The sequence below is a fragment of the bacterium SCSIO 12844 genome (assembly GCA_024397935.1).
Lineage (GTDB): Bacteria > Pseudomonadota > Gammaproteobacteria > Francisellales > Francisellaceae > M0027.
Genome location: CP073743.1, coordinates 3,115,377 through 3,136,584 on the forward strand (window position 1 = coordinate 3,115,377; position 21,208 = coordinate 3,136,584).

Below are 21,208 nucleotides of genomic sequence, written 5' to 3' on the forward strand. Positions count from 1 at the left end.
GATAATATAAACAACTAACAATGATACTAAGGGGTTGAAATTATGTTTATAGCAAGAGAAATGGCAAATCAATTTTTAAACAAAATAGGATCAAGTGGAGGTGTTCGTCATAGTTTTATCGCTTTAAATGCACTTAATGAAGCTCGTCAAAATTATGTAGCTGCTGGCAATCCAGATCAAAACGCATTAAAAAAGCTTGACTTAACTTTTAGCACAATACTACAAGAAACTGAAGTTAATGTTACTTTTAACCGAGATATAGTTGGCAAAAATGAACCTGGTCTATTAACTACTGCTCAAATAAAAGAATCGTTTGCAAAATTTCAGTTACTCGCAGATACAGAAGCTAAATTAAAGCCTTACCTAGAATCTGCAATAAATGAACGTTTTACTCGCATGAATAATATTTGGCTTGGCGATACTGTTGATACTCGTCAAAAAGAACCACACAAAAAAGATAATATAACTAAACAACTTCTTGGCGCTATGGAAGAAGCCCTTATTTTTAAAAAAGGAGATAAAGATGAGCAAACTCAATTAACACAATATGGAGAACAAGTTAAGCAAAAGATGGGGAATGATTTTAGTAAAGCTATACAACTACTTGATAACAATATAGCAACTCAAGCAACAATATATAGATCGACTACTGATTCACAATATGATTCATTACCAGGCTCTTTTAATACAGCCTGGAAGAATCCATCCAGAGCATTTGGAGTTGAAAGAGAAGTTAGAAAATCTGATACTAATCCTCAAGATTTGATTTATTGTAAAGAACATCAGCTTAAACTTGTTGATCAGTTACAAAAAGATGGCATCCTGAATAGTTTCACCAAAGATCAAATTGACAATAACCTTATTCGTTATATTGAACGCCAAGCTGAAGTAATGGTGCCAGTTAATCAACTAGAAGATTCTCAGACGTTATTTTATAATGCACAGCAATCAAACCAACAACAAAATACTCCATCCTCAACACCTAATAATAATCCATAGGCTTATATTAATCAGGGATGATTTATCTATTTTCTATTCTTTAAAAGATAATGCTAAAGAACAAATTCACTATTCTGATAATTATCCACTTTATTTTGTGCATAAAATAAGGCCTGAGGCTTAGAAGTCTCTGTAATATGCTTCGGATCAACCAATACTTCATCTCTAGCTTCAATATACCTTCTAAAGTTATCTAATTGGTGAACTGTTAAATCTGACAGTTTATCATCATTCACTAATTGATTAAAAAAAGCTAACTGAGCTTCTTTACAAAAAAATGAAGTATCATAAACACCTGGATCAGAGATACAAGCTTCTTTTTCAACTACATAGGTTTGCTCTGGATTTAGATAGATTGGCAAATCAAAGGCCATCGAATGATCTAAGGTCCCCCTTGTCATCGGTTCATAAGAAGATTCCTCAATTAATTGATTATTGATTAGCTGCATTGCTTTTAGAAATGCTTCTGCACCTAATTTTTCTCTTAATTGTTCGCCATAGGATGTTAGTACAGCCTCTTGATGGCGGCTAGGCTCAACCTCATAAATAATTGCATTAATACGCCAAGCTACTTCCTGTATAGCTTGAACATTTTGATCAAAATAATGATTATTTATATTCTCTACATAGACTGAATTTATGCCGACTAAAAGATTCTGCATATTTGCTTTTATTCGTTCACTTAAATCAGGGTTATTTCTAGCAAATAAATTTAAGGATTCAATATTTGACTGAAATTGTGACATAGTTAAAACAGGTTGGCTCTTGTTCGTTAAAGTTTGATTTAACTGAACCATTGAATCGGTTAGCTGTTGCATTTGATTTCTAAACTGAGCTAACCGCTCAATCTCTGGCTGCTTATCTAAACCTTTTTGCTGGCTTTCTTGCTTTAGCTGCTCCATTGTCTTTGATAGTACATTCACTGCGGTTGAAGAAAAACGTCTAATACTTGGCTTTGATATGAATTTTATTCCTGCTCTAAGCATTTTAAATATCCTTTTATCTTACACTTTATATGTCTGATTATTTAATATAAAATAAATAATCGATAATGGCAATTAAAAATTTTTTGATGGTTAATTATATTATTATTAAAAAATAATTTAGACTAAATACTACTATTAGACAATTTTTCAACTATAGCACTTAAGTGTTGGGCATGCTCTGTCGCTAGCTGTTCATCTTCTGCCTCAACCATGACTCGTAGAACAGGCTCAGTACCTGATGGGCGAAGGACAACTCGACCGTGACTATCAAGTTTACTCTCTACTACTGCAACTTCACTTTCAATGCTTTCCCAATCATTTTGACTCAACGGCTTATTTAGTGGGACATTGATCATACATTGTGGCATTTTATCAAAATCGGCCAATAAATCTTTGAGTGATTTTTTCTCAGTTATCATCACAGCTAACACCTGTAGCGCTGCAATAATACCATCACCTGTGGTATTGGCATCTAAACAAATAACATGTCCTGAAGCCTCTCCCCCTAATCGCCATTTTTTTTCTCTTAATTTTTCAATTACATAACGATCACCAACTTTAGCACGCTCAAAATTTACACCCGCTCTTTTCAGTGCTAATTCTAATGCAAAGTTACTCATGACAGTACCCACAACGCCACCTTGCAATTGATTGGATTTTTTTGCTTGTATGGCCAATAAATAAATTACTTCATCACCATCGATTAAACGACCTTGACTATCTGATAAAATCAAACGATCCGCATCACCATCTAATGCAATACCAATATCTGCTTTTTCTTTAAGTACACGTTCAATCATTGCTTGAGGATAAACAGCACCACAATGATCATTAATATTCAAGCCATTGGGTGTATCTGCAATGACAATCACCTGTGCACCTAATTCTCTAAAGACACTTGGCGCTACATGATAAGCTGCACCATTAGCACAATCTAATACAATTTTTACACCCTTTAGCATTATTGAATTTGGAATTGATGCTTTACAGAACTCAATATAACGCCCTGGCGCATCATCAATACGATCAATCGCACCTATCTCTTCTGGCACAACACACTCTAGTGGCTTTTCTAATAACGCCTCTATTTCAAGTTCAAGGTCATCATCCAATTTAAAGCCATCTTCTGAGAAAAACTTAATACCATTATCATGATGTGGATTATGAGATGCGCTAATTACAATACCTGCAGCAGCATGAAAAGTACGCGTTAGATAGGCAACTGCTGGCGTCGGCATTGGTCCTAATAAATACACATCAACACCACTTGCTGTCAGACCAGCAGACAGTGCAGACTCTAATAAATAACAAGAGCGCCTTGTATCTTTACCAATAACAACTTTGGCCTTTTTTTTATTTTTACATAACACATTACCAACAGCCCAACCTAAATGCAATGCAACTTCTGGTGTAATTGGGTAACGCCCAATATAGCCCCTGATTCCATCAGTACCAAATAATTTTCTGCTCATAACTTAAAGAGCACTCCTATATTAATTACTTAAAAATAAAAGCCTAAGGATAACGAATTTTACGCTTAAAGGTAAACCTATTTATTTTAAGATTCAATTTTTAAGAAAGGAATAGATAAAGGATATGGCCAGATTTCACCATTTGCTGCTTTAATTGCACCAATAATCACAAAGATCACTGTGAGTGCAACTAAAGCAATTAAAAGCAACCAACCAATAAAAATTGCCATTAGAATAATACACAGCACAAAATAGATAATAAAACTTGCAATCCAGTTAACTAAATTACGGCCCATTTGATCTGCTTTTTGTGAATGTTCTTTAGATAAAAGCCATAATACAAAAGGCAGCACCAGACCTAATATCGGCACAACAAAACCTGCTAAAATAGATAGATTCATTAAGGTAAGCCAAATATTTTCATTCAGTCCAAATAACTCACCAGAGACATTGGTTTTTAAATTAGCTTGGCCTAGTAGTTTTTTTTTTGCTTGGTTAAACTCATCCTCTGTCAGAATGCCTGCTTCTTTCAGTTCATTGAGCTTTTTTATCTCATCAGCGATCATTGCTTATGTGACTCCCTAAATTAGTTTTACAAACGCAACTTTAATTGTCTTTACTATTCACTCGTAAAATCTAGTTCAAGCTCATCTTGTTTTTCAACCAAGCGCACACGACCACCTGAGATTAATCGACCAAATAATATCTCTTCAGCCAATGGCTTTTTAATTTTTTCTTGAATTAGTCGTGACATTGGGCGTGCACCCATTTTTTCATCATAGCCTCTTAAGGCTAGCCACGCTTTGACATTATCTGTAATCTCTAATGAAACACCTCGATGATCTAGTTGCCCTTGAAGTTGTGCAATAAACTTATCAACCACACATTTAACATCATCAATTGTCAATGCTCTAAATTGAATGATTGCATCTAAGCGATTACGAAATTCTGGCGTAAAAACACGTTTAATGACTTCTAAGCTATCCGTTGAATTATCTTGCTCTGCAAAACCAACTGAGTTTCTTGATGCTTCTTGAGCACCAGCATTCGTTGTCATAATTAATACCACATGACGAAAATCAGCTTTTCGGCCATTATTATCGGTTAAAGTACCATTATCCATTACCTGCAATAATAGATTAAATACATCCGGATGTGCTTTTTCAATTTCATCTAATAAAATAACTGAATAAGGATGCTTCATGACTTGATCTGTTAATAAACCACCTTCTTCATAACCAACATAGCCAGGCGGTGAGCCAATCAACCTTGAAACAGTATGACGCTCCATATATTCAGACATATCAAAACGTAATAGTTCAATACCCATTAAATGTGCTAATTGTTGTGTTACTTCTGTCTTACCAACACCTGTTGGCCCTGCAAATAAAAATGAACCCCATGGCTTATTTGGATCTCTTAAGCCAGCGCGTGCTAGTTTAATTGTTGAGACTAAAGCTTCAATTGCGCTATCTTGACCATAAACCAACATTTTAAGATCACGCTCTAAATTATTCAGTGATTCTTTATCAGAAGTTGAAACACTTTTCGTTGGTACGCGCGCCATTTTAGCAATCATATTCTCTACATCAGGTACAGAGATTACCTTTTTACGTTTCTTCTGTGGCATGGTTCTTTGAAATGCACCCACTTCATCGATTACATCAATGGCCTTATCCGGTAAGAAACGCTCTGTAATATGTTTAGCAGATAGTTCAGATGCCGCTTTTAAGGCAGGTAAGGTATATTTAATATTATGATGCTTTTCAAAATAGGGTTTTAGCCCCTTTAAAATTTGATAAGTCTGATCAATTGATGGCTCTTCAATATCTACTTTTTGAAAACGTCTCGCCAATGCATGATCTTTTTCAAAAATGCTTCGATATTCATGATAAGTTGTAGAACCTGCACAGCGTAATTCACCGCTAGCTAATAATGGCTTAATTAAGTTTGATGCATCCATGACACCACCTGAGGCTGCACCAGCACCAATAATGGTATGAATTTCATCAATAAATAAAATAGCGCCTGGTTCTTCTTGTAATTGTTTTAGTACTGCTTTAAAACGCTTCTCAAAATCACCTCGATATTTTGTACCAGCTAATAGTGCTCCTAGATCAAGCGCATAGATAATACCATCTTTAATCACATCGGGCACATCTTCTTCAACAATTTTCTTCGCCAAACCTTCTGCAATGGCTGTTTTTCCAACACCTGCTTCACCAACAAGTAAGGGATTATTTTTACGTCTTCTACATAAAACCTGAACGACACGCTCTAACTCATCTTCTCGACCAATCAGTGGATCAATCTTTCCTTGACGCGCACGTTCATTTAAATTGACAGAATATAACTCTAATGGCGATGGCTCTTTTGACGCATCACTATCAGCAATTGGTTCTTCTTGAGATTTGCTCTGATGGCTTTTTGTAACACCATGAGAGATATAATTGACAACATCAAGGCGTGTAACACCTTCTTGTTTGAGAAAATGGACAGCTTGTGAATCTTGTTCACTAAAAATAGCAACTAATACATTTGCACCATTAACTTCTGTTTTACCAGATGATTGAACATGAAATACCGCACGCTGTAATACGCGCTGAAACCCTAAAGTAGGCTGCGTATCTTTCTCTTCACTTTCTGGAATTTTAGGTGTTGTCTCATCAATAAAACGAGATAATTCACCTCTTAGACGATCAAGATTAGCACCACAAGCAGTTAAAACTTTTTTTGTTGATACATCGACTAATAATGCATAGAGCAAATGCTCTACTGTTAAATATTCATAGCGACGTTCTCTGGCTTCTTTAAACGCAAGGTTTAAAGTCTGTTCTAGTTCCTTACTTAACATAGACTTAAGCTTCCTCTTAGTAATTGCTTAATTTAGCTGATAACCCTATTCTAACCCTACTTGATACGAATTATCAACGCAGTAAACAAGCTCATTACTTTTGTCTCAGCATAAAGCCTCTATACTTTATTAACTTGCTTGTGTCACACATAATAATGGATGACCACATTTTCTTGCTACATCAACAGCTTGAGTCACCTTTGTTTCAGCAATATCACGCGGATAAACACCACAAAGTGCTTTGCCATCATAATGTGCTTGAAGCATTACTTTTGTTGCTTGCTTTTCATTTAGATGAAATACTGTCTCTAAAAGAGAAACTACAAATTCCATCGGTGTATAGTCATCATTTAACATAACAACACTATACATAGGTGTTAACTTCGCATCTGATTGCTTAACAACTTCTAATGCAACCTTCGGGCAGTCGCGGATCATTTCTTCTACTACCATTGTTAGTCTAGCCTCTTTATCTGTCAGTTTCCATCTCTATACAAAACCAAACGTTAAACATCTATCTTTAAAAAAGATTAATAGAATTAGATCAAAAAATAACCAAAAATGCAAATTTATCAGCAAATTAATGGATAAATAATAATTGACACCCTAGACTAATAAACTATTAAGCAGATGATTTTCAAATTTTTTTTATATTTATATGCTTATTATTTTTTTGTGCTATCGCAATAATAAGCATAGATTTAATTAGTAAATTTAATTATATTTCAAGAAATTAAACGATATAATTCCTCACGTAAATGAGCATGATCTTTAAAAACACCTTTTAAACTCTTTGTTACTGTACTTGTTTGGCTCTTATGAACACCGCGTGTTGTCATACACTGGTGCTTAGCATCAATAATAACTGCAACCCCTTTGGCTTCTAATTCTTCATAAATTACTGAAGCAATTTGCTCTGTGAGTACTTCCTGAGTTTGTAAGCGTTTTGCATAAATATCAACAACACGAGCAATTTTACTAATACCAACAACTCGGCTATTAGGTAAATAAGCAACATGTGCAATCCCTATCATTGGTGCCATATGATGCTCACAATGTGATTCTAGGCGCATATTCTTTAATAATACGATATCATCATAATTTGATGTTTCTTCAAATGTACGCGCTAAGACTCCTTTAGGGTCTTGATTATAACCTGAGAAATATTCTTGATAAGCTTTTACCACACGCTTCGGTGTATCAAGTAAGCCCTCCCGATTAATATCTTCCCCTATAAAAGATAACAAAGTTTTAACCGCAGCTTCTGCTTGTTCTTTTGTTGGTCTTTTTATCGTAGCTTCTCTATTTGATTGATTTATCGTGATATCTAAAGTATCCATTATCTCAACATCAGCATCTTTTATCGCATCAAAACTCATCTATTTACCTATTTGGAATTCAATTGAAGTCTAAAGTATACCAGCTGAAATCCAAACTTAAAGTAAAATGTGTCACTTCACTGTATTTTATTTAATCAAATTATCGTGATTAATGTAATCAGTACAAACGATGATATTTCACAAAATAATCATCCTATGCTAATTTTAACTATATCCACTATCAACAATGTTAATATGCTATGCTTAAATCAATACTTACAATCATCCCTTTAACGCTATATTTAACGAGCTGTACATTTATGCCACCTAGGGCCTTAGAACAAAATGCAGAGTCTATTAAAGTTGCAAATACACCCCCCATAAAAAAACAATGCCAATATGTTGGCCCAATTGTATCAGAAGAGGGCTTTATGCTTAGAAATCTTTTTACTTCAAATGAAGATTTAACCATTGGCGCTTATAATACGGTTCGTAACCGTGCAATGGACATGCGTATCAACTATATTGAACTTATCAAACAAAAATCACATCAAAGCACTTTTTTAGGGATTCCATTTTATGGTGATGTATTAATCACAGGTATTGGCTATCATTGTAGTACTTCAACTATTCAACCTAAAGCAAAACCTAAACAACCTAAGTCAAAACAAACGTCATAAAAACATATTATTTTTTCTCTAACTTTGTTGACTTAAACCATAAAGATGCTGATTTATTAAATAGTTTTATAATCAAATAAAAATTTAGTATCCAACTAATCGTCGTGATAATTAATGAAAACATCTGCCCTTGATCGAGTGCTGGACGCCAGGCTAAAGAATATAAAAAGCCTAAAAATCCAATAGCAAATAAAATAAGATAAAGCATTCTAACCCAGTTTTGAGCCCACCATAATCCTAATAAAAATAAATATTGAACGGCCAATACAATAATTAAAATTAATATATAAAACTGTACCGTTAAGGTCTCTTTTTCAGCACCGAAATTGGCCACTTGAGGCACACCATGAACAAATAATTGAATCATTTCAATCACAAAGACGATAACTAACCAAACCGCTAAAATCTTAATTGCATTGGTTAATGATTTAGGCCTTCTTGGCATATTCATGAAGATATCCTTAAATAAACGTATCACTTTATAATTAGAATTTTAGTTTAAAATTCTATTCATGCACAAATAGTTATTATAAAATTGATGCTAAACTATAAACAAATATAATCAATAGAAATATTAAAATATCCGATGAATCATATGATTAACCAAGCCGTAATGAATAATGATTGATAATTTCATTTTTTAACTCAACTAAACGACCATGGAAAAAATGTCCAGCAGCCATTAAACTAATCAACGAAAAAGCTTGATTAAACTCTTTTGTTAGCCAATCTAATGTATCACTTGCAGACACAACTTCATCATCTTTACTTAGAATCACCAAAAATGGTACATAAGGTTCTTGTGCTTCTTTTAAATCAAAATGAATAACTGATGGAGCGATCGCTAATAGGTGAACTACATTATCAATACGACTTGCACCTTTATAAGCAACTGACCCACCAAATGAAAAGCCTGCTAAAATAATCTTTTGAGCCTTATTCTGCCCTCTTAACCATTCAACCACGGCAACTAAATCATCGACTTCACCAATACCATCAGCATATTCCCCCTCACTTTGACCCACACCTCGATAATTAAAGCGCACACTTAATATACCTAACTGATTAAAGCTACGAGAAATCGTTGTTACAACCTTATTCTCCATTGTACCTTGATACAGTGGATGCGGATGACAGATTACAACCGCTAATTGATCATCTTTAATCTCATTTGGGCTATCCAGCGCAACTTCCAACTTGCCTACTGCACCATCAATTAAATACGTTTCTTTATCTTTTTGTTGCATATCGAATATCTTAATAATTCACTATTAATCGCTAGTGTAGCGATTTTATTAAGAAACTCAATATTAATAAATGGCTTTAAGCTACCCATAGATTGATGCCGGAGCCATTTTCGAATTTGAATTATTGGCGGGTATTGCCCAAGGGCATTGCCCAGAACCTGGCTCGGTCTGTTGGCATAAAAATGAAATGATATGTTTATTATCATTGAGATTATAACCAATGGCATTTTGGTCACAGTAAATATCATCAACATTACCATTAACATCTAAATGTATTGAACATGATTTGCTTGTATTTGTAAAATAGACATTCATTACCGTATCCATTTTTCCATAGTCATCAATTGGACAGGCAATATAAACTGTGCCATCAGAGTTAACTTTTCCATCTCTACCGCAGACTTTTATAGTCATCTTCCCTAAACCAATATCATTTAGTTTATAGGCAATTGGCTGTGTCGATTGTGTAATTGTTACTACGCTATTATCTTGATTGCTGTCATTAGTAGGTGATACTTTCAAATAGTTTTGGTATTGCGGATTAATCTCTACAATTTGACCATAAGTGATATTTTTGTCACGATTTCCACCTGTTTTATTATCAGCATAATAGTCAACACGAAGATCTAAATCCCAGCCATCAGATGTATTTTTAAATTCTACATAACCTTCTGCTTCTGTTTTTCCGCTCCATGATACCATCTTATCACCCCAAACCTCTATTTGTTCGGAGCTATTAGGCTGAATATCTTTAATATTATTATTCTTATCAGTAATACTACCTTTATCAATATGATAACCAACAAAATTTAATACCATGTTCGTATCATTTTTTATTGTAAATGTATATTCCTGCTCACCTGCATATAATGTATAAGGAATCCATAGCATCAACATAGCTATTGTTATAACCCGCCCCACAATCACCGTTATTCCCCCCAAATTTTATTATATTCATCTAATGTTGTGATATACTTGCAGTCTAATCTGTGAATTTGTACGAGTAAACTAAAGGTCGAATCGTTTGACCTTTTTTTCAATTGTCCTATCAATCATATGATACTTAACAATATATTATATTAAGTTTGTAAAATATTTAGATTAAAAACCAGATAGTTTAAATTTCACTTTACTTTGGCTGTAGTACTTTATTTTTCTGTGGTAGTTTATCGCCAGGAATCATACTCACAAGTTGATCATTTAGAAACTGAAATGCCATCACATTTTTACCATCTTGATCATGAATCATAACAATGGCATGATTTTCTTTGATTTTTTCTGTTTTAACCGGCTGATTATCCTTATTGTAAGTAACCTGTGTGGTCATTTTATTCCAACGAATTACAGAAGGCCTTGCAACTAAATAACCTTTTTGATCAGTTTTTTTACTCTCACAAGCTTTAACAACTGTACTAACGCTATCTCCTAACTTAACAGTATGTCCATTAGGACACCTAAACTGCTCTGTTGTTGAAGTTTTTGCTTGTAAAGGCGGATAAAAGCCAATCATAACAATGATAATTAAACTTATTATTTTAAAGTATTTCACATCAAATCTCTCTTTATGAAGATAATTTAAACCTATAGATAATATTATATTATTTTTAATATATTTCAAACTTATGATATCTACTTGTTCTTAAAAAATCCTAATAATTCTTGCTTAATTTGTTCAATTTGATAACGATTAATCATCTCTTTGTCATCTGTCGCCTTATTTATAGCTTCGATATTATCAGATAAAATCAATGGCTTCACTTCGTGTAGGTCACTAGAATTAACAATAGAAATTTCAGTTTATTTAAGCAATCACTTAGCTTTCTCAGAATTAGATGCTTTTAGCTTTTCTAATAATTGTTCAGCAGCGACTGGATCCGACTTAGAATGGATAATTCTATCGTGATTTATCCATATATTGATCCCAAGATTTTACCACAACAGGCTTATCAAATAACTCAACAATCGACTGTAACAGTAACTTAGCATTTTGTAGATTTGTAACTAATGGAATATGATGATCAACTGCTAAACGACGAATCTTAAAGCCATCAGTAATATTTGACTCTTCCGTATGCCTTAGACGTCTTGGGATATTAATAATCAAATCAACATCACGATTACTAATTAACGTCTCAACGGATGGCTCTTTTCCTTCTGATATTTTGTATACACATTCTGACTCTATACCATGATCTGCTAAATAACGATGCGTACCTTCTGTTGTATACAATGTCCAACCAGCTGTTAATAATGCCTGGACTTCCTTTAATAGCCTTGATTTTCGATCACCACCAATGGCTAAGAAAATATGCTTACGTTTAATACTTAAATCCGTTGCCTGCCATGACTTATAAAATGCTTCTAATAAATCTTCACCAATACAGGCAACTTCACCAGTTGATGACATCTCAACATGGGCAACTGGATTCGCACCTTTTAAGCGATTATAAGAAAATTGCGATGATTTAACACCCACATAGTCAAGGTCAATCGTATTATAGCGTTGCGGTTTGTATTGCCCCATGACTACTTTCGTTGCAATATCAATAAAGTTATGACCAGTTACTTTTGAAACAAATGGGAATGAACGTGATGCACGTAAATTACACTCAATCACTTTTAAGTGATTTTCCTTAGCGATAAATTGAATATTAAATGGACCTGAAATATTCAGTGCTTTAACAATCTTGCGTGTAATGCGCTTACAACGCCTAATCGTCTCTAGATAAAGGCGCTGTGGTGGTAGTACAATTGTTGCATCACCACTATGAACACCCGCATTTTCAACATGCTCAGAGATTGCATAGATAACAATTTCACCATTTTCTGCGACACCATCCATTTCAAGCTCTTTGGCATTTTCAATAAATTCAGAGATAACAACCGGATGATCTGGAGAAACTGCTGTTGCTTCTTTTAGATATTTTTCAAGCTCATTTTCTGAAGCAATCACATTCATGGCAGCCCCAGATAGAACATAAGACGGTCTAACTAAAATTGGGTAACCTACCTCATCTGAAAATTCCTTTGCACTGGCTAAAGAAGCGACACTTTGCCATCTCGGCTGATCAATTTTTAATTCATTTAAAAGTGATGAAAAAATAGCTCTATTTTCTGCACGGTTAATATCTTTTGGTGCCGTTCCTAAAATTGGATAGTCAGCTGATTTTAAAGGCATCACTAAATTATTTGCAATCTGGCCACCGACTGACACGATAATACCTTTTAAATTTTCAAAATCAGCAATATCTTGTACTCGTTCAATGGTTAATTGTTCAAAATACAAACGATCTGATTCATCATAGTCAGTTGATACAGTCTCCGGATTTGAATTGATAATAATCGCAGATTCGCCTAATGCTTTTAGGGTATGTGCTGTTGTCACACCACACCAATCAAACTCTACAGAAGAGCCAATACTATAAGGGCCAGAACCTAGAATTAATGTTGCTTTTTTCTCAGAAGGTAATAAATCATGTTCGCTGGCATGATAAGTCATATATAGGTAGTTTGTTTCTGCTTCAAACTCACCAGCTAAGGTATCAATTTGTTTGACATAAGGGGTAATCCCTTGTGCAATTCGCCAAGCACGTAGTGCTTCTGGCTTCATCTCTTTAAAGCGAGCAATCGATTTATCTGAAAAACCTAATTTTTTAGCTTCTTTAAGTAATTCTTTTGTTAATGTTTGAGATGATTTTAATTGATTTTCCATCTTAGCAATTGTCTGCACATGGTTTAAAAACCAAAGATCAATGCCTGACAATTCATAGGCTTTTTGTATATCACCACCTAAAACAAAATATCGATATAATGCAAATAATCGTCGATCAGTAGCACGTTCAATTTCTGCTTCAAGATTCGGTATTTGATGCGGATAATCTGATAAATCTTGCGCACCTATATTTAACATACCAACAGCTTTTTGCAAAGCTTCAGGAAACGAACGGCCAATGGCCATCACTTCTCCAACAGATTTCATCTCTGTCCCAATATAACGCTCAGCCTTTTTAAGTTTATGCGTATCCCAACGTGGTATTTTTACAACAATATAATCAAGCGCTGGTTCAAAAAATGCACAGGTTTTTTTCGTCACCTGGTTTTTAATTTCATATAATTTATAACCTAGTGCTAATTTAGCGGCAATAAACGCCAATGGATAGCCGGTTGCTTTTGACGCTAGAGCTGAAGATCTTGATAACCTTGGATTGATTTCAATAACTCGATAATCAGAAGTTTTTAAGTTAAAAGCATATTGAATATTACACTCACCAATAATCTCAAAATGATTCGCAACATCAATGGCAATTTTTCTTAGGCGATGATACTCCTCATTGGTTAAGCTCTGTGACGGTGATACAACAATACTCTCACCGGTATGAATACCCATTGGATCAAAGTTTTCCATATTACAAACCGTTAGAACATTACCTTCTTTATCTCTAACGATTTCATATTCAAACTCACTCCAGCCTAATAAACACTCTTCAATTAAGATTTGAGGTGCGCCAGTTAATGCTTCTTGAGTACGCTTTTTTAAACTCTTTTCATCATAAACCACACCTGACCCCATACCGCCTAATGAAAATCCAGAGCGCATCATCAAAGGATAGCCAATTTCTTTAGCAGATTTCAATGCCTCATCAACTGAAGTTGCCACAAAACTTTTAGCTGTTTTAATGCCAATTTCATCTAATCTTTGTTTAAAAAGGCCTCGATCTTCAGCTTCTCTAATTGTTTTAACACTAGAGCCTAATACTTGAACATTGTGTAATGCTAATATACCTTTTTCTTCTAGTTTTAAACCTAGATTTAATGCAGTTTGCCCACCAAAACCAAGTAAAATAGCATCTGGATTTTCTTTTTCGATTATTTGCGTTACATGCATTAAATCTAATGGCTCAAAATAAACCTTATCGGCCATTTCTGGATCCGTTTGAATAGTGGCAATATTAGGATTAACCAGAACAACTTCAATACCTTCTTCTTTCAAAGCTTTAATCGCTTGAGAGCCTGAATAGTCAAACTCACCTGCCTGAGATATGCGAATACCTCCTGAGCCAAGTAATAAAACTTTTTTAATATTGATAAGACTTGAAGCGCTTTTTTTTAGGTTTTCTTTTTCTAAAACAATTGCTTGATTATTTTTTGCTGGATCATTTGTAGAGATATCTGAGTATTGCATCTTAATCATTAAGGTTAAGTTGATTTAGGATATTGTAAACGGTTTGAAATGAAACTCAAGTTTTCTCTTTTATTCTCTACTATTATCATAGTAATGACTAAAAATAGTGAATAAAGCCAATATCAACAATATTAATCATACCATCTGTTTTTGTAGGGATAATCGCTCGATAATTTAAGGTTAAGGCATAATTTTTTGAAATACCATAGGCAAATCCCAAACCAACATTAGGTGCAAATTCAGAACCTTCAAGTTTAAGATTACCAGCCCCAACTAATAGATAAGGTGTTAATTTCGTTTTAGTTGGTAGAGAAAATATAGCATCAGCTCGCAAATAACTGCCTAATTTGCTTGTATTACCATCATCACTTCTTGCATAAAATAAAATACTGCCTGCTTTTAATGAAAAGTATGGGCTAAAAGAATAACCAAAGCTAAAAGTAAATTCAGGTGAATCATGATAACCTGTACCATTACTAAACATAGCACCAGCTGCTGGTGCTAAGAAAAACCCAACACGCTTAGTTTGTGTTTGTGTAACTTCATTTGTCTGATTTGCATAGGCATAGTTGATACTTAAACTGACTAATAAGCCTAACTGTAATATTTTTTTCATAGTGGTATGCTACCCCTTTTTTGTATTTAAGAATTCAGCTGATAATTTATAGCAAAATAAAAAGCAAAGCTACATTTTTAACAGAAAACTTATCACTAAAAACCAATATTAAACTAATTAATGTGCATTTAACCGTAAAATCACGGTATTTATCTTTTATCTAAATCATTAGGATTAACAGGCTAAAAAAAACAATATTTAAATAATAAAGGGGAATGCACTTATGAATTTTCACTATACTAAGCTTTTTAGTATTTTATCGAGTACTTTAATCCTATCAGCCTGCTTTAGCGATGGCTCTGGCGGTGATAATAGTAACAGTCATAATCAACCTGCAAGCTATACTGTATCGGATACAATTAGTAGTAGTCTATCTGAAAATATCGATGTAAAAATGGGGGTTTCTTTAATTCCAGATAATCTATCAATTGGTCTAAATAGCCAATATGATCATGCTGTTAGTTTAAATGATGAAAACACATCGAATCGTATTGTATGTAATCCGCTAAGCCAGCCTATTTCTGTTGGCGAAACTACAACCTTTAGTTGCCATACACCAAATAAAAGTGGTAGGCATATCATCGATGTACTGATAGACGGTGTTATTAAAAAGAAAGAAACCGTTACTATAATCGATCAAACACCTTGGAAACCATTAAAGCCAGCTCATAAACCATGGACACCATTAAAACCAGCTCACAAGCCTTGGGTACCGATTAGCCCACCAACCAAAATAGTTGAAATATATAACAGCTTCTCAAATACCACTATTTATCCTGTTATTGCAACGCCAACTAATGATGCTGATGAATGGTTACAAGCATACTTCAAGGTTAATAATCCTAAAACATCAAATAAAACATACGCACATAAATTTGTATATCGCGTCTATTTAAATGGTATACCACCTGGACAATCGATAAAAATTCGTATTCCATTTTATTCAGCTCTAACTAATGAAGATAACCAAGCTAATACAGTAGATAAATATATTGACTGGTGGAACGGTGCTAGAGTTAAACTATATGATGTACAGCCTCACCCTAATCAAGACCCAACAATACATGAAAACCCAATAACACCAAAGTCCCAATCTTTATGTGTATTATCTCAAGATGGCTCTAACTGCCTTACAAGCCAAGTATGGAAAAGTAAAGCTGCATTGCGTGATAATAATAGAGAACAATTATTAGAATTTTCATTAGCCGATGCAATTACAAGCCAAAATCCATATCAATTATTTTATGGAAATGTAGACTATGATATATCCTATGTAGATCATGTTTATCTGCCTGTTGCAATGGAACCTCTTAATAATCCATATATTGGCTATATTGGTACGATTAAAAATGACTTTGATCAAGCAATTACTAACTTTCTAAAATCAAGTTCAATTGGTGAAGGATGGCCTCATTTTCTTCTACCTACGCCAGGCCAAAGATTAAAATTACCTGGTACTTATAATGCACTTGCCTTAAATACCCATCAAGAAGATCCAAATGGTGTCCTTAGTCCAAAAGGGGCAAGTATTCAAAATATTTATAAATTATGGGCACTATGTGTGCCTAGTGGACACTTCAATACCTTATTACCAGATCATAAACAACCTACAGGTCAGTGCCCTTATCCTAATATCGATGGTAAAAATAACCTTCAACGAGTGTATGATTTCTTTAAAGCTAACTATACGCAATATAAAAACAATGCTTTATGTACCATGAAAAACGGTCAACACCGGATAACAGATACACCACATATTATGCTTGAACGTATTTATGGTTTTGTACCTTTTAACGATGACTGTAAAACGCCTAATGGTCAAAAAGATGTTGGAGCAAATGCACTATGTAAAACGCCTTCTGCAGAAGATCCTGACTCATCTAACCCAATTAAATGTACAAAAACTTATTTTGATATTCATAATAAATATGTAGCTTTAGAGTATTCAAAAGCAGGCAATATGATGTTTAATCCATATGTTCATTTGATTCATGATCAAGAATATCTTGGCATGAATGCCTATTCTTTTTCTATTGATGACGCATCAGGTAACATGCAAGAACTTGGTGACGGTATTATTATTAGTGTTGGTGGTAGTTTAGGCCTTGTCAATAAATTCCCATATAATAAACATCAAGCGATTAATGTTTCTGGAGGAACGCCCTATCAAAAGTATCCATGGATAACCCCAAAAGATAAAAATAAAGTAGTGTCAGGGGCTACATGGGATGCTTATGGTGCTTGTTCCACCGAACCTCTACCCGGTAAAACCTGTCCCACAAATAGAATGATGAAATTTCTATCACCCATACATGCAGGTGCTAAATTTGGGCCTTTCCCTGAATTACCTAGTAAACAAAGACCAGAATGGGTAACAATTACTGATGCTTATAAAACAATTGATAATGGCACATCAACTATCCATCACAGAATATATAAATTTAAAGTATTAACCATGCCTGTATGTAGTAATACCGACCAATCTGATTGCGAAATCAAAAAAGAAGATATCGAATCATTCTCTTGTTCTACCGATCAAGGCAAGGCATGTTCGAGTGACTTCAAACAATTTATGCTGTTACAAACACATTACGACCCAAATGGCAAAGTTAACTATGTCAATCTATCCTCACCACTATGCCCTCAAGGCTACCATATCCAGAGAATGCAGCATGGTTTCAACAACAAAGGGCAAAAAATGTACTACAATGTGTGCTACCTAGGTAAGCCTACACCACCGCCTACACCAACAGATTTTTATATTAATACTGGCGGCGGCTGGAATACAAAAGGTTTTGTCTGTGATTTAAGTAAATCTATAAATATTAAACAAAACTCACCTATACCCGTGCATTTTAATGGTAAAGCACCTTGTGATGTAAAAATCATAAATCCAAGTTTATCTTTCACGCTTAATAAGACAAACAATAAAGATAAACCATTAACGCTCACTAATTGTAGTGGTAGTTTATGTAAAAATATTAACATTGATAAGAAAACTGTTATTTTACCATCAATTTAATCATAGTAAAAAGTTACCCCTCCCCCTAAAAGGCGCTTATTTTATCTAAAAATAGGTGCCTTTTTTTATGCCTTTAAAAACCATTAAACATTGGTCTTTTTTAACATAAAAATTGAGATAAAACCAATCAAACCACAAATGACACCAACAATTGCAGGGCCTGCAACAACATTGATTTGATTAATCATAACTTCAGATGCAATCGGTGCAAAGCCACCGACTAATGCAAAAGCTAAATTATAACCAATAGCCACACCTGAATAACGTACAGAGGTTGAGAAAGCATCACACAAAATACGCATAAAAATCCCGGTTGTAACCGATGGAATCATGGCAATTAAAAGCATACCAACAAAAAATAACCCATTATTTCCAGAGGCAATACAATAAAACAGTGGGAAGCTAAATATCACTAATATAAAAGAGACAACCTGATATAAGCGTTTATAGTCAAGATAATCAGTTAAAAGACTTGAGATAAAAATAACACAAATATTAATCACCGCACTCGTAATAATAACAAATTGACTAAAGCTATAACTATAATGAAAATTACTCTCTAAATATTTAGGCACATAAAGTGAGACCATTACACCATTAAAAGCAACAATCACCACAGCAAAAATAGCACCTATCTGCATCATGGATTCTTTCGTTATTAGTGTTAGAAGGGGAAATTTTGTTTTTTTCTCCAAGGCTTTAAAAAGGGCTGTTTCATGCAATTTAGAGCGAATATAATAACCAACAAATGCAACTAAAGAGCCACTGATAAATGCTGCCCGCCAGGCATATTCACCAAATATTAGCCTTAAAATGATGCTCATAATATCACCGAGTAAAAAACCGATAAATACCATAGCAAACATAACACCTAAAGCTAAGCCACGGCGTGTGACTGACTCATAAACAAATACAATTGCCCCTGGTAATTCACCACCTAATGCAAACCCTTGGATGATACGCAATATCACAAATAAAATCGGTGCTGTAACACCAATTTGATGATAGGTTGGCATAATACCCATTAAGAAAACACAAGCTCCCATCAATAGAATCGTAAATGAAAAACTTTTCTTTCGACCGATATTATCTCCTAACCAACCAACGATAAAGCCACCAATAGGCCTTGCAATATAAGCGACTGAATAAACAGCAATTAAAATTAAATTTTTAATATAATCATTTTTGATATCAACAAAAAATACATTGGCAATTTGTTGTGAAAAAAGTATATATAAAATAAAGTCATAAAACTCTAACATCCCGCCTGTTCCGGCTAAAATAGAGATTTTAATTGGATTATCTTTTTGCATAAATATAACTCTTTTTAAAAATAGTTTATTGTCTTATCAACGATCGATATGACACATTGCTAGTGGATCAATTAATTGATCAAATTGATCACTACTAATAAATTTAAGCGCTTCATTTGCCTCTTTTAATGACATATCCTTTTCATAAGCATAATGAGCTAATTTCGATGCATTATCATAACCAATGGTTGGTGCTAATGCAGTGACAAGCATTAATGAACTCTCTACATAATGCTTAATTTTTTTCTTATTTGGCTTCATACCATCAATACAAAAATCGCTAAAATTAACCATACTATCTGCAAGCGTGTTAATCGATTGTAAGATATTAAAAATCATCATTGGTTTATAGACATTCATCTCTAATATCCCACCAGCGCCGGCAAAGCTTGTTGCCACATCATAACCTAATACCTGTGCAGCAACCATCGATAAAGCCTCACACTGAGTTGGATTAACTTTACCTGGCATAATCGATGAACCCGGCTCATTTGAGGGAATAATGATTTCATAAAAACCAGCTCTTGGCCCACAACTTAAAAGACGAATATCATTAGCAATTTTATATAATGAACAAGCAAGCGTTTTTAATGTTGCTTGAAGCATAATAAGTGCATCATGTGCCCCTTGCGTTGCAAATTTATTTTTTGCACTGACAAAAGGTAATTTGGTTATTTGAGCAATTTCTTTGGCAACTTTTTTGGCAAAATCTTTATGTGTATTAATGCCTGTACCAACCGCTGTACCGCCTAATGTTAATTGGTACACATCACCTAATGCCCAGTTAATTCGATTAATATTATCATCTAACATGGCTACATAGCCTGAAAATTCTTGCCCTAACGTTAAAGGAACTGCATCCTGCATATGTGTTCTGCCGATTTTAACAATATTTTGCCAACTTTTTGCCTTTTTATTCAAGCTTGAACGCATTTTTTTTAATGCTGATAAAAGCTTATGTTTAACTGCTAAAACAGAAGCAATACACATACCCGTTGGGAAAGTATCATTTGATGATTGTGACATATTAACATGATCATTGGGATGAATGGGCGCTTTTGAACCTAATACACCACCCGCTAACTCGATGGCTTTATTTGCAATAACCTCATTCACATTCATATTAAATTGTGTACCAGAGCCTGTCATCCAAACATATAAAGGAAAATGCTCATCAAGCTTCCCATCAATCACTTCATCAGCTGCTTTAAGTATTAAGTTTTGATTTTTTTTGCTTAATAACCCTAATTGACAGTTAACGATTGCTGATGCCTTTTTTATTATGCCCATAGCCACAATCATCTCTTTTGGCATATGATCACGACCAATTGAAAAATGATGTAATGAGCGCTCAGTCTGTGCACCCCAATATTTCGATTGATCTACTTGTATTTGACCAATGCTATCCGACTCTGTACGCAACTTTACTTTTTTAGTCATCCATCTACTCCTTCACCAATGTAAAATTCATCCTAAATAAATATTTTATCTATCAAATAATAGAGTTGCCCATTAAGT

Annotated in this window: 17 protein-coding genes; 3 read left to right on the plus strand and 14 right to left on the minus strand. The window is 34.1% G+C overall.

Annotated elements, in window-relative coordinates; translation table 11 throughout:
- Positions 1 to 42: 42 nt before the first annotated feature.
- Positions 43 to 999, plus strand: coding sequence for a hypothetical protein (locus tag KFE69_13775; protein UTW42518.1), 957 nt, complete (start codon positions 43 to 45; stop codon positions 997 to 999).
- Positions 1,000 to 1,052: 53 nt separating this feature from the next.
- Here KFE69_13775 and KFE69_13780 read toward each other — a convergent pair whose 3' ends face one another.
- The 6 genes from KFE69_13780 to folE form a co-directional block, all read right to left on the minus strand.
- Complete coding sequence (locus tag KFE69_13780; protein ID UTW42519.1) at positions 1,053 to 1,985, minus strand: hypothetical protein; 933 nt, start codon at positions 1,983 to 1,985, stop codon at positions 1,053 to 1,055.
- A 122-nt stretch (positions 1,986 to 2,107) separates the two neighbouring features.
- Positions 2,108 to 3,457: a phosphoglucosamine mutase gene (gene glmM, locus KFE69_13785; protein UTW42520.1), complete on the minus strand. Its 1,350-nt coding sequence runs from the start codon at positions 3,455 to 3,457 to the stop codon at positions 2,108 to 2,110.
- A gap of 86 nt (positions 3,458 to 3,543) precedes the next feature.
- On the minus strand, positions 3,544 to 4,023 hold the full coding sequence (locus KFE69_13790; GenBank protein UTW44098.1) for a DUF4870 domain-containing protein: 480 nt from the start codon (positions 4,021 to 4,023) through the stop codon (positions 3,544 to 3,546).
- A 53-nt stretch (positions 4,024 to 4,076) separates the two neighbouring features.
- Positions 4,077 to 6,311: an ATP-dependent Clp protease ATP-binding subunit ClpA gene (gene clpA, locus KFE69_13795; GenBank protein ID UTW42521.1), complete on the minus strand. Its 2,235-nt coding sequence runs from the start codon at positions 6,309 to 6,311 to the stop codon at positions 4,077 to 4,079.
- Between the two features lie 129 nt (positions 6,312 to 6,440).
- The gene (clpS, locus tag KFE69_13800) at positions 6,441 to 6,764 is read right to left on the minus strand and encodes an ATP-dependent Clp protease adapter ClpS (GenBank protein UTW42522.1); all 324 of its coding nucleotides are present in this window, start codon (positions 6,762 to 6,764) and stop codon (positions 6,441 to 6,443) included.
- 272 nt (positions 6,765 to 7,036) lie between these two features.
- Positions 7,037 to 7,651, minus strand: coding sequence for a GTP cyclohydrolase I FolE (folE, locus tag KFE69_13805; protein UTW44099.1), 615 nt, complete (start codon positions 7,649 to 7,651; stop codon positions 7,037 to 7,039).
- Positions 7,652 to 7,950: 299 nt separating this feature from the next.
- Between folE and KFE69_13810 the strand changes: the two genes are divergently transcribed.
- Entirely contained in the window at positions 7,951 to 8,310 is a 360-nt protein-coding gene (locus KFE69_13810) for a DUF4156 domain-containing protein (protein ID UTW42523.1), read from the plus strand.
- Between the two features lie 7 nt (positions 8,311 to 8,317).
- On the opposite strand, the gene KFE69_13815 is transcribed toward KFE69_13810, so the two are convergent.
- The 6 genes from KFE69_13815 to KFE69_13840 all read right to left on the minus strand — a co-directional run bounded on the left by KFE69_13815 (position 8,318) and on the right by KFE69_13840 (position 15,355).
- Entirely contained in the window at positions 8,318 to 8,761 is a 444-nt protein-coding gene (locus KFE69_13815; GenBank protein ID UTW42524.1) for a hypothetical protein, read from the minus strand.
- 148 nt (positions 8,762 to 8,909) lie between these two features.
- The gene (locus tag KFE69_13820) at positions 8,910 to 9,557 is read right to left on the minus strand and encodes an alpha/beta hydrolase (protein ID UTW42525.1); all 648 of its coding nucleotides are present in this window, start codon (positions 9,555 to 9,557) and stop codon (positions 8,910 to 8,912) included.
- A gap of 81 nt (positions 9,558 to 9,638) precedes the next feature.
- Complete coding sequence (locus KFE69_13825; GenBank protein ID UTW42526.1) at positions 9,639 to 10,454, minus strand: hypothetical protein; 816 nt, start codon at positions 10,452 to 10,454, stop codon at positions 9,639 to 9,641.
- 232 nt (positions 10,455 to 10,686) lie between these two features.
- Positions 10,687 to 11,106 (minus strand): hypothetical protein, encoded by a 420-nt coding sequence (locus KFE69_13830; GenBank protein ID UTW42527.1) that lies wholly within the window; start codon positions 11,104 to 11,106, stop codon positions 10,687 to 10,689.
- Positions 11,107 to 11,451: 345 nt separating this feature from the next.
- Entirely contained in the window at positions 11,452 to 14,739 is a 3,288-nt protein-coding gene (gene carB, locus KFE69_13835; GenBank protein ID UTW42528.1) for a carbamoyl-phosphate synthase (glutamine-hydrolyzing) large subunit, read from the minus strand.
- A 97-nt stretch (positions 14,740 to 14,836) separates the two neighbouring features.
- Positions 14,837 to 15,355 (minus strand): outer membrane beta-barrel protein, encoded by a 519-nt coding sequence (locus tag KFE69_13840; protein ID UTW42529.1) that lies wholly within the window; start codon positions 15,353 to 15,355, stop codon positions 14,837 to 14,839.
- 223 nt (positions 15,356 to 15,578) lie between these two features.
- On the opposite strand from KFE69_13840, the gene KFE69_13845 reads away from it, so the two are divergent.
- Positions 15,579 to 18,377, plus strand: coding sequence for a hypothetical protein (locus tag KFE69_13845; protein UTW42530.1), 2,799 nt, complete (start codon positions 15,579 to 15,581; stop codon positions 18,375 to 18,377).
- Between the two features lie 83 nt (positions 18,378 to 18,460).
- Here the strand turns inward: KFE69_13845 and KFE69_13850 are convergent, their stop codons facing one another.
- Positions 18,461 to 19,690: an MFS transporter gene (locus tag KFE69_13850; protein ID UTW42531.1), complete on the minus strand. Its 1,230-nt coding sequence runs from the start codon at positions 19,688 to 19,690 to the stop codon at positions 18,461 to 18,463.
- A gap of 36 nt (positions 19,691 to 19,726) precedes the next feature.
- Positions 19,727 to 21,130, minus strand: coding sequence for a class II fumarate hydratase (gene fumC / locus KFE69_13855; GenBank protein UTW42532.1), 1,404 nt, complete (start codon positions 21,128 to 21,130; stop codon positions 19,727 to 19,729).
- Positions 21,131 to 21,208 lie beyond the last annotated feature (78 nt).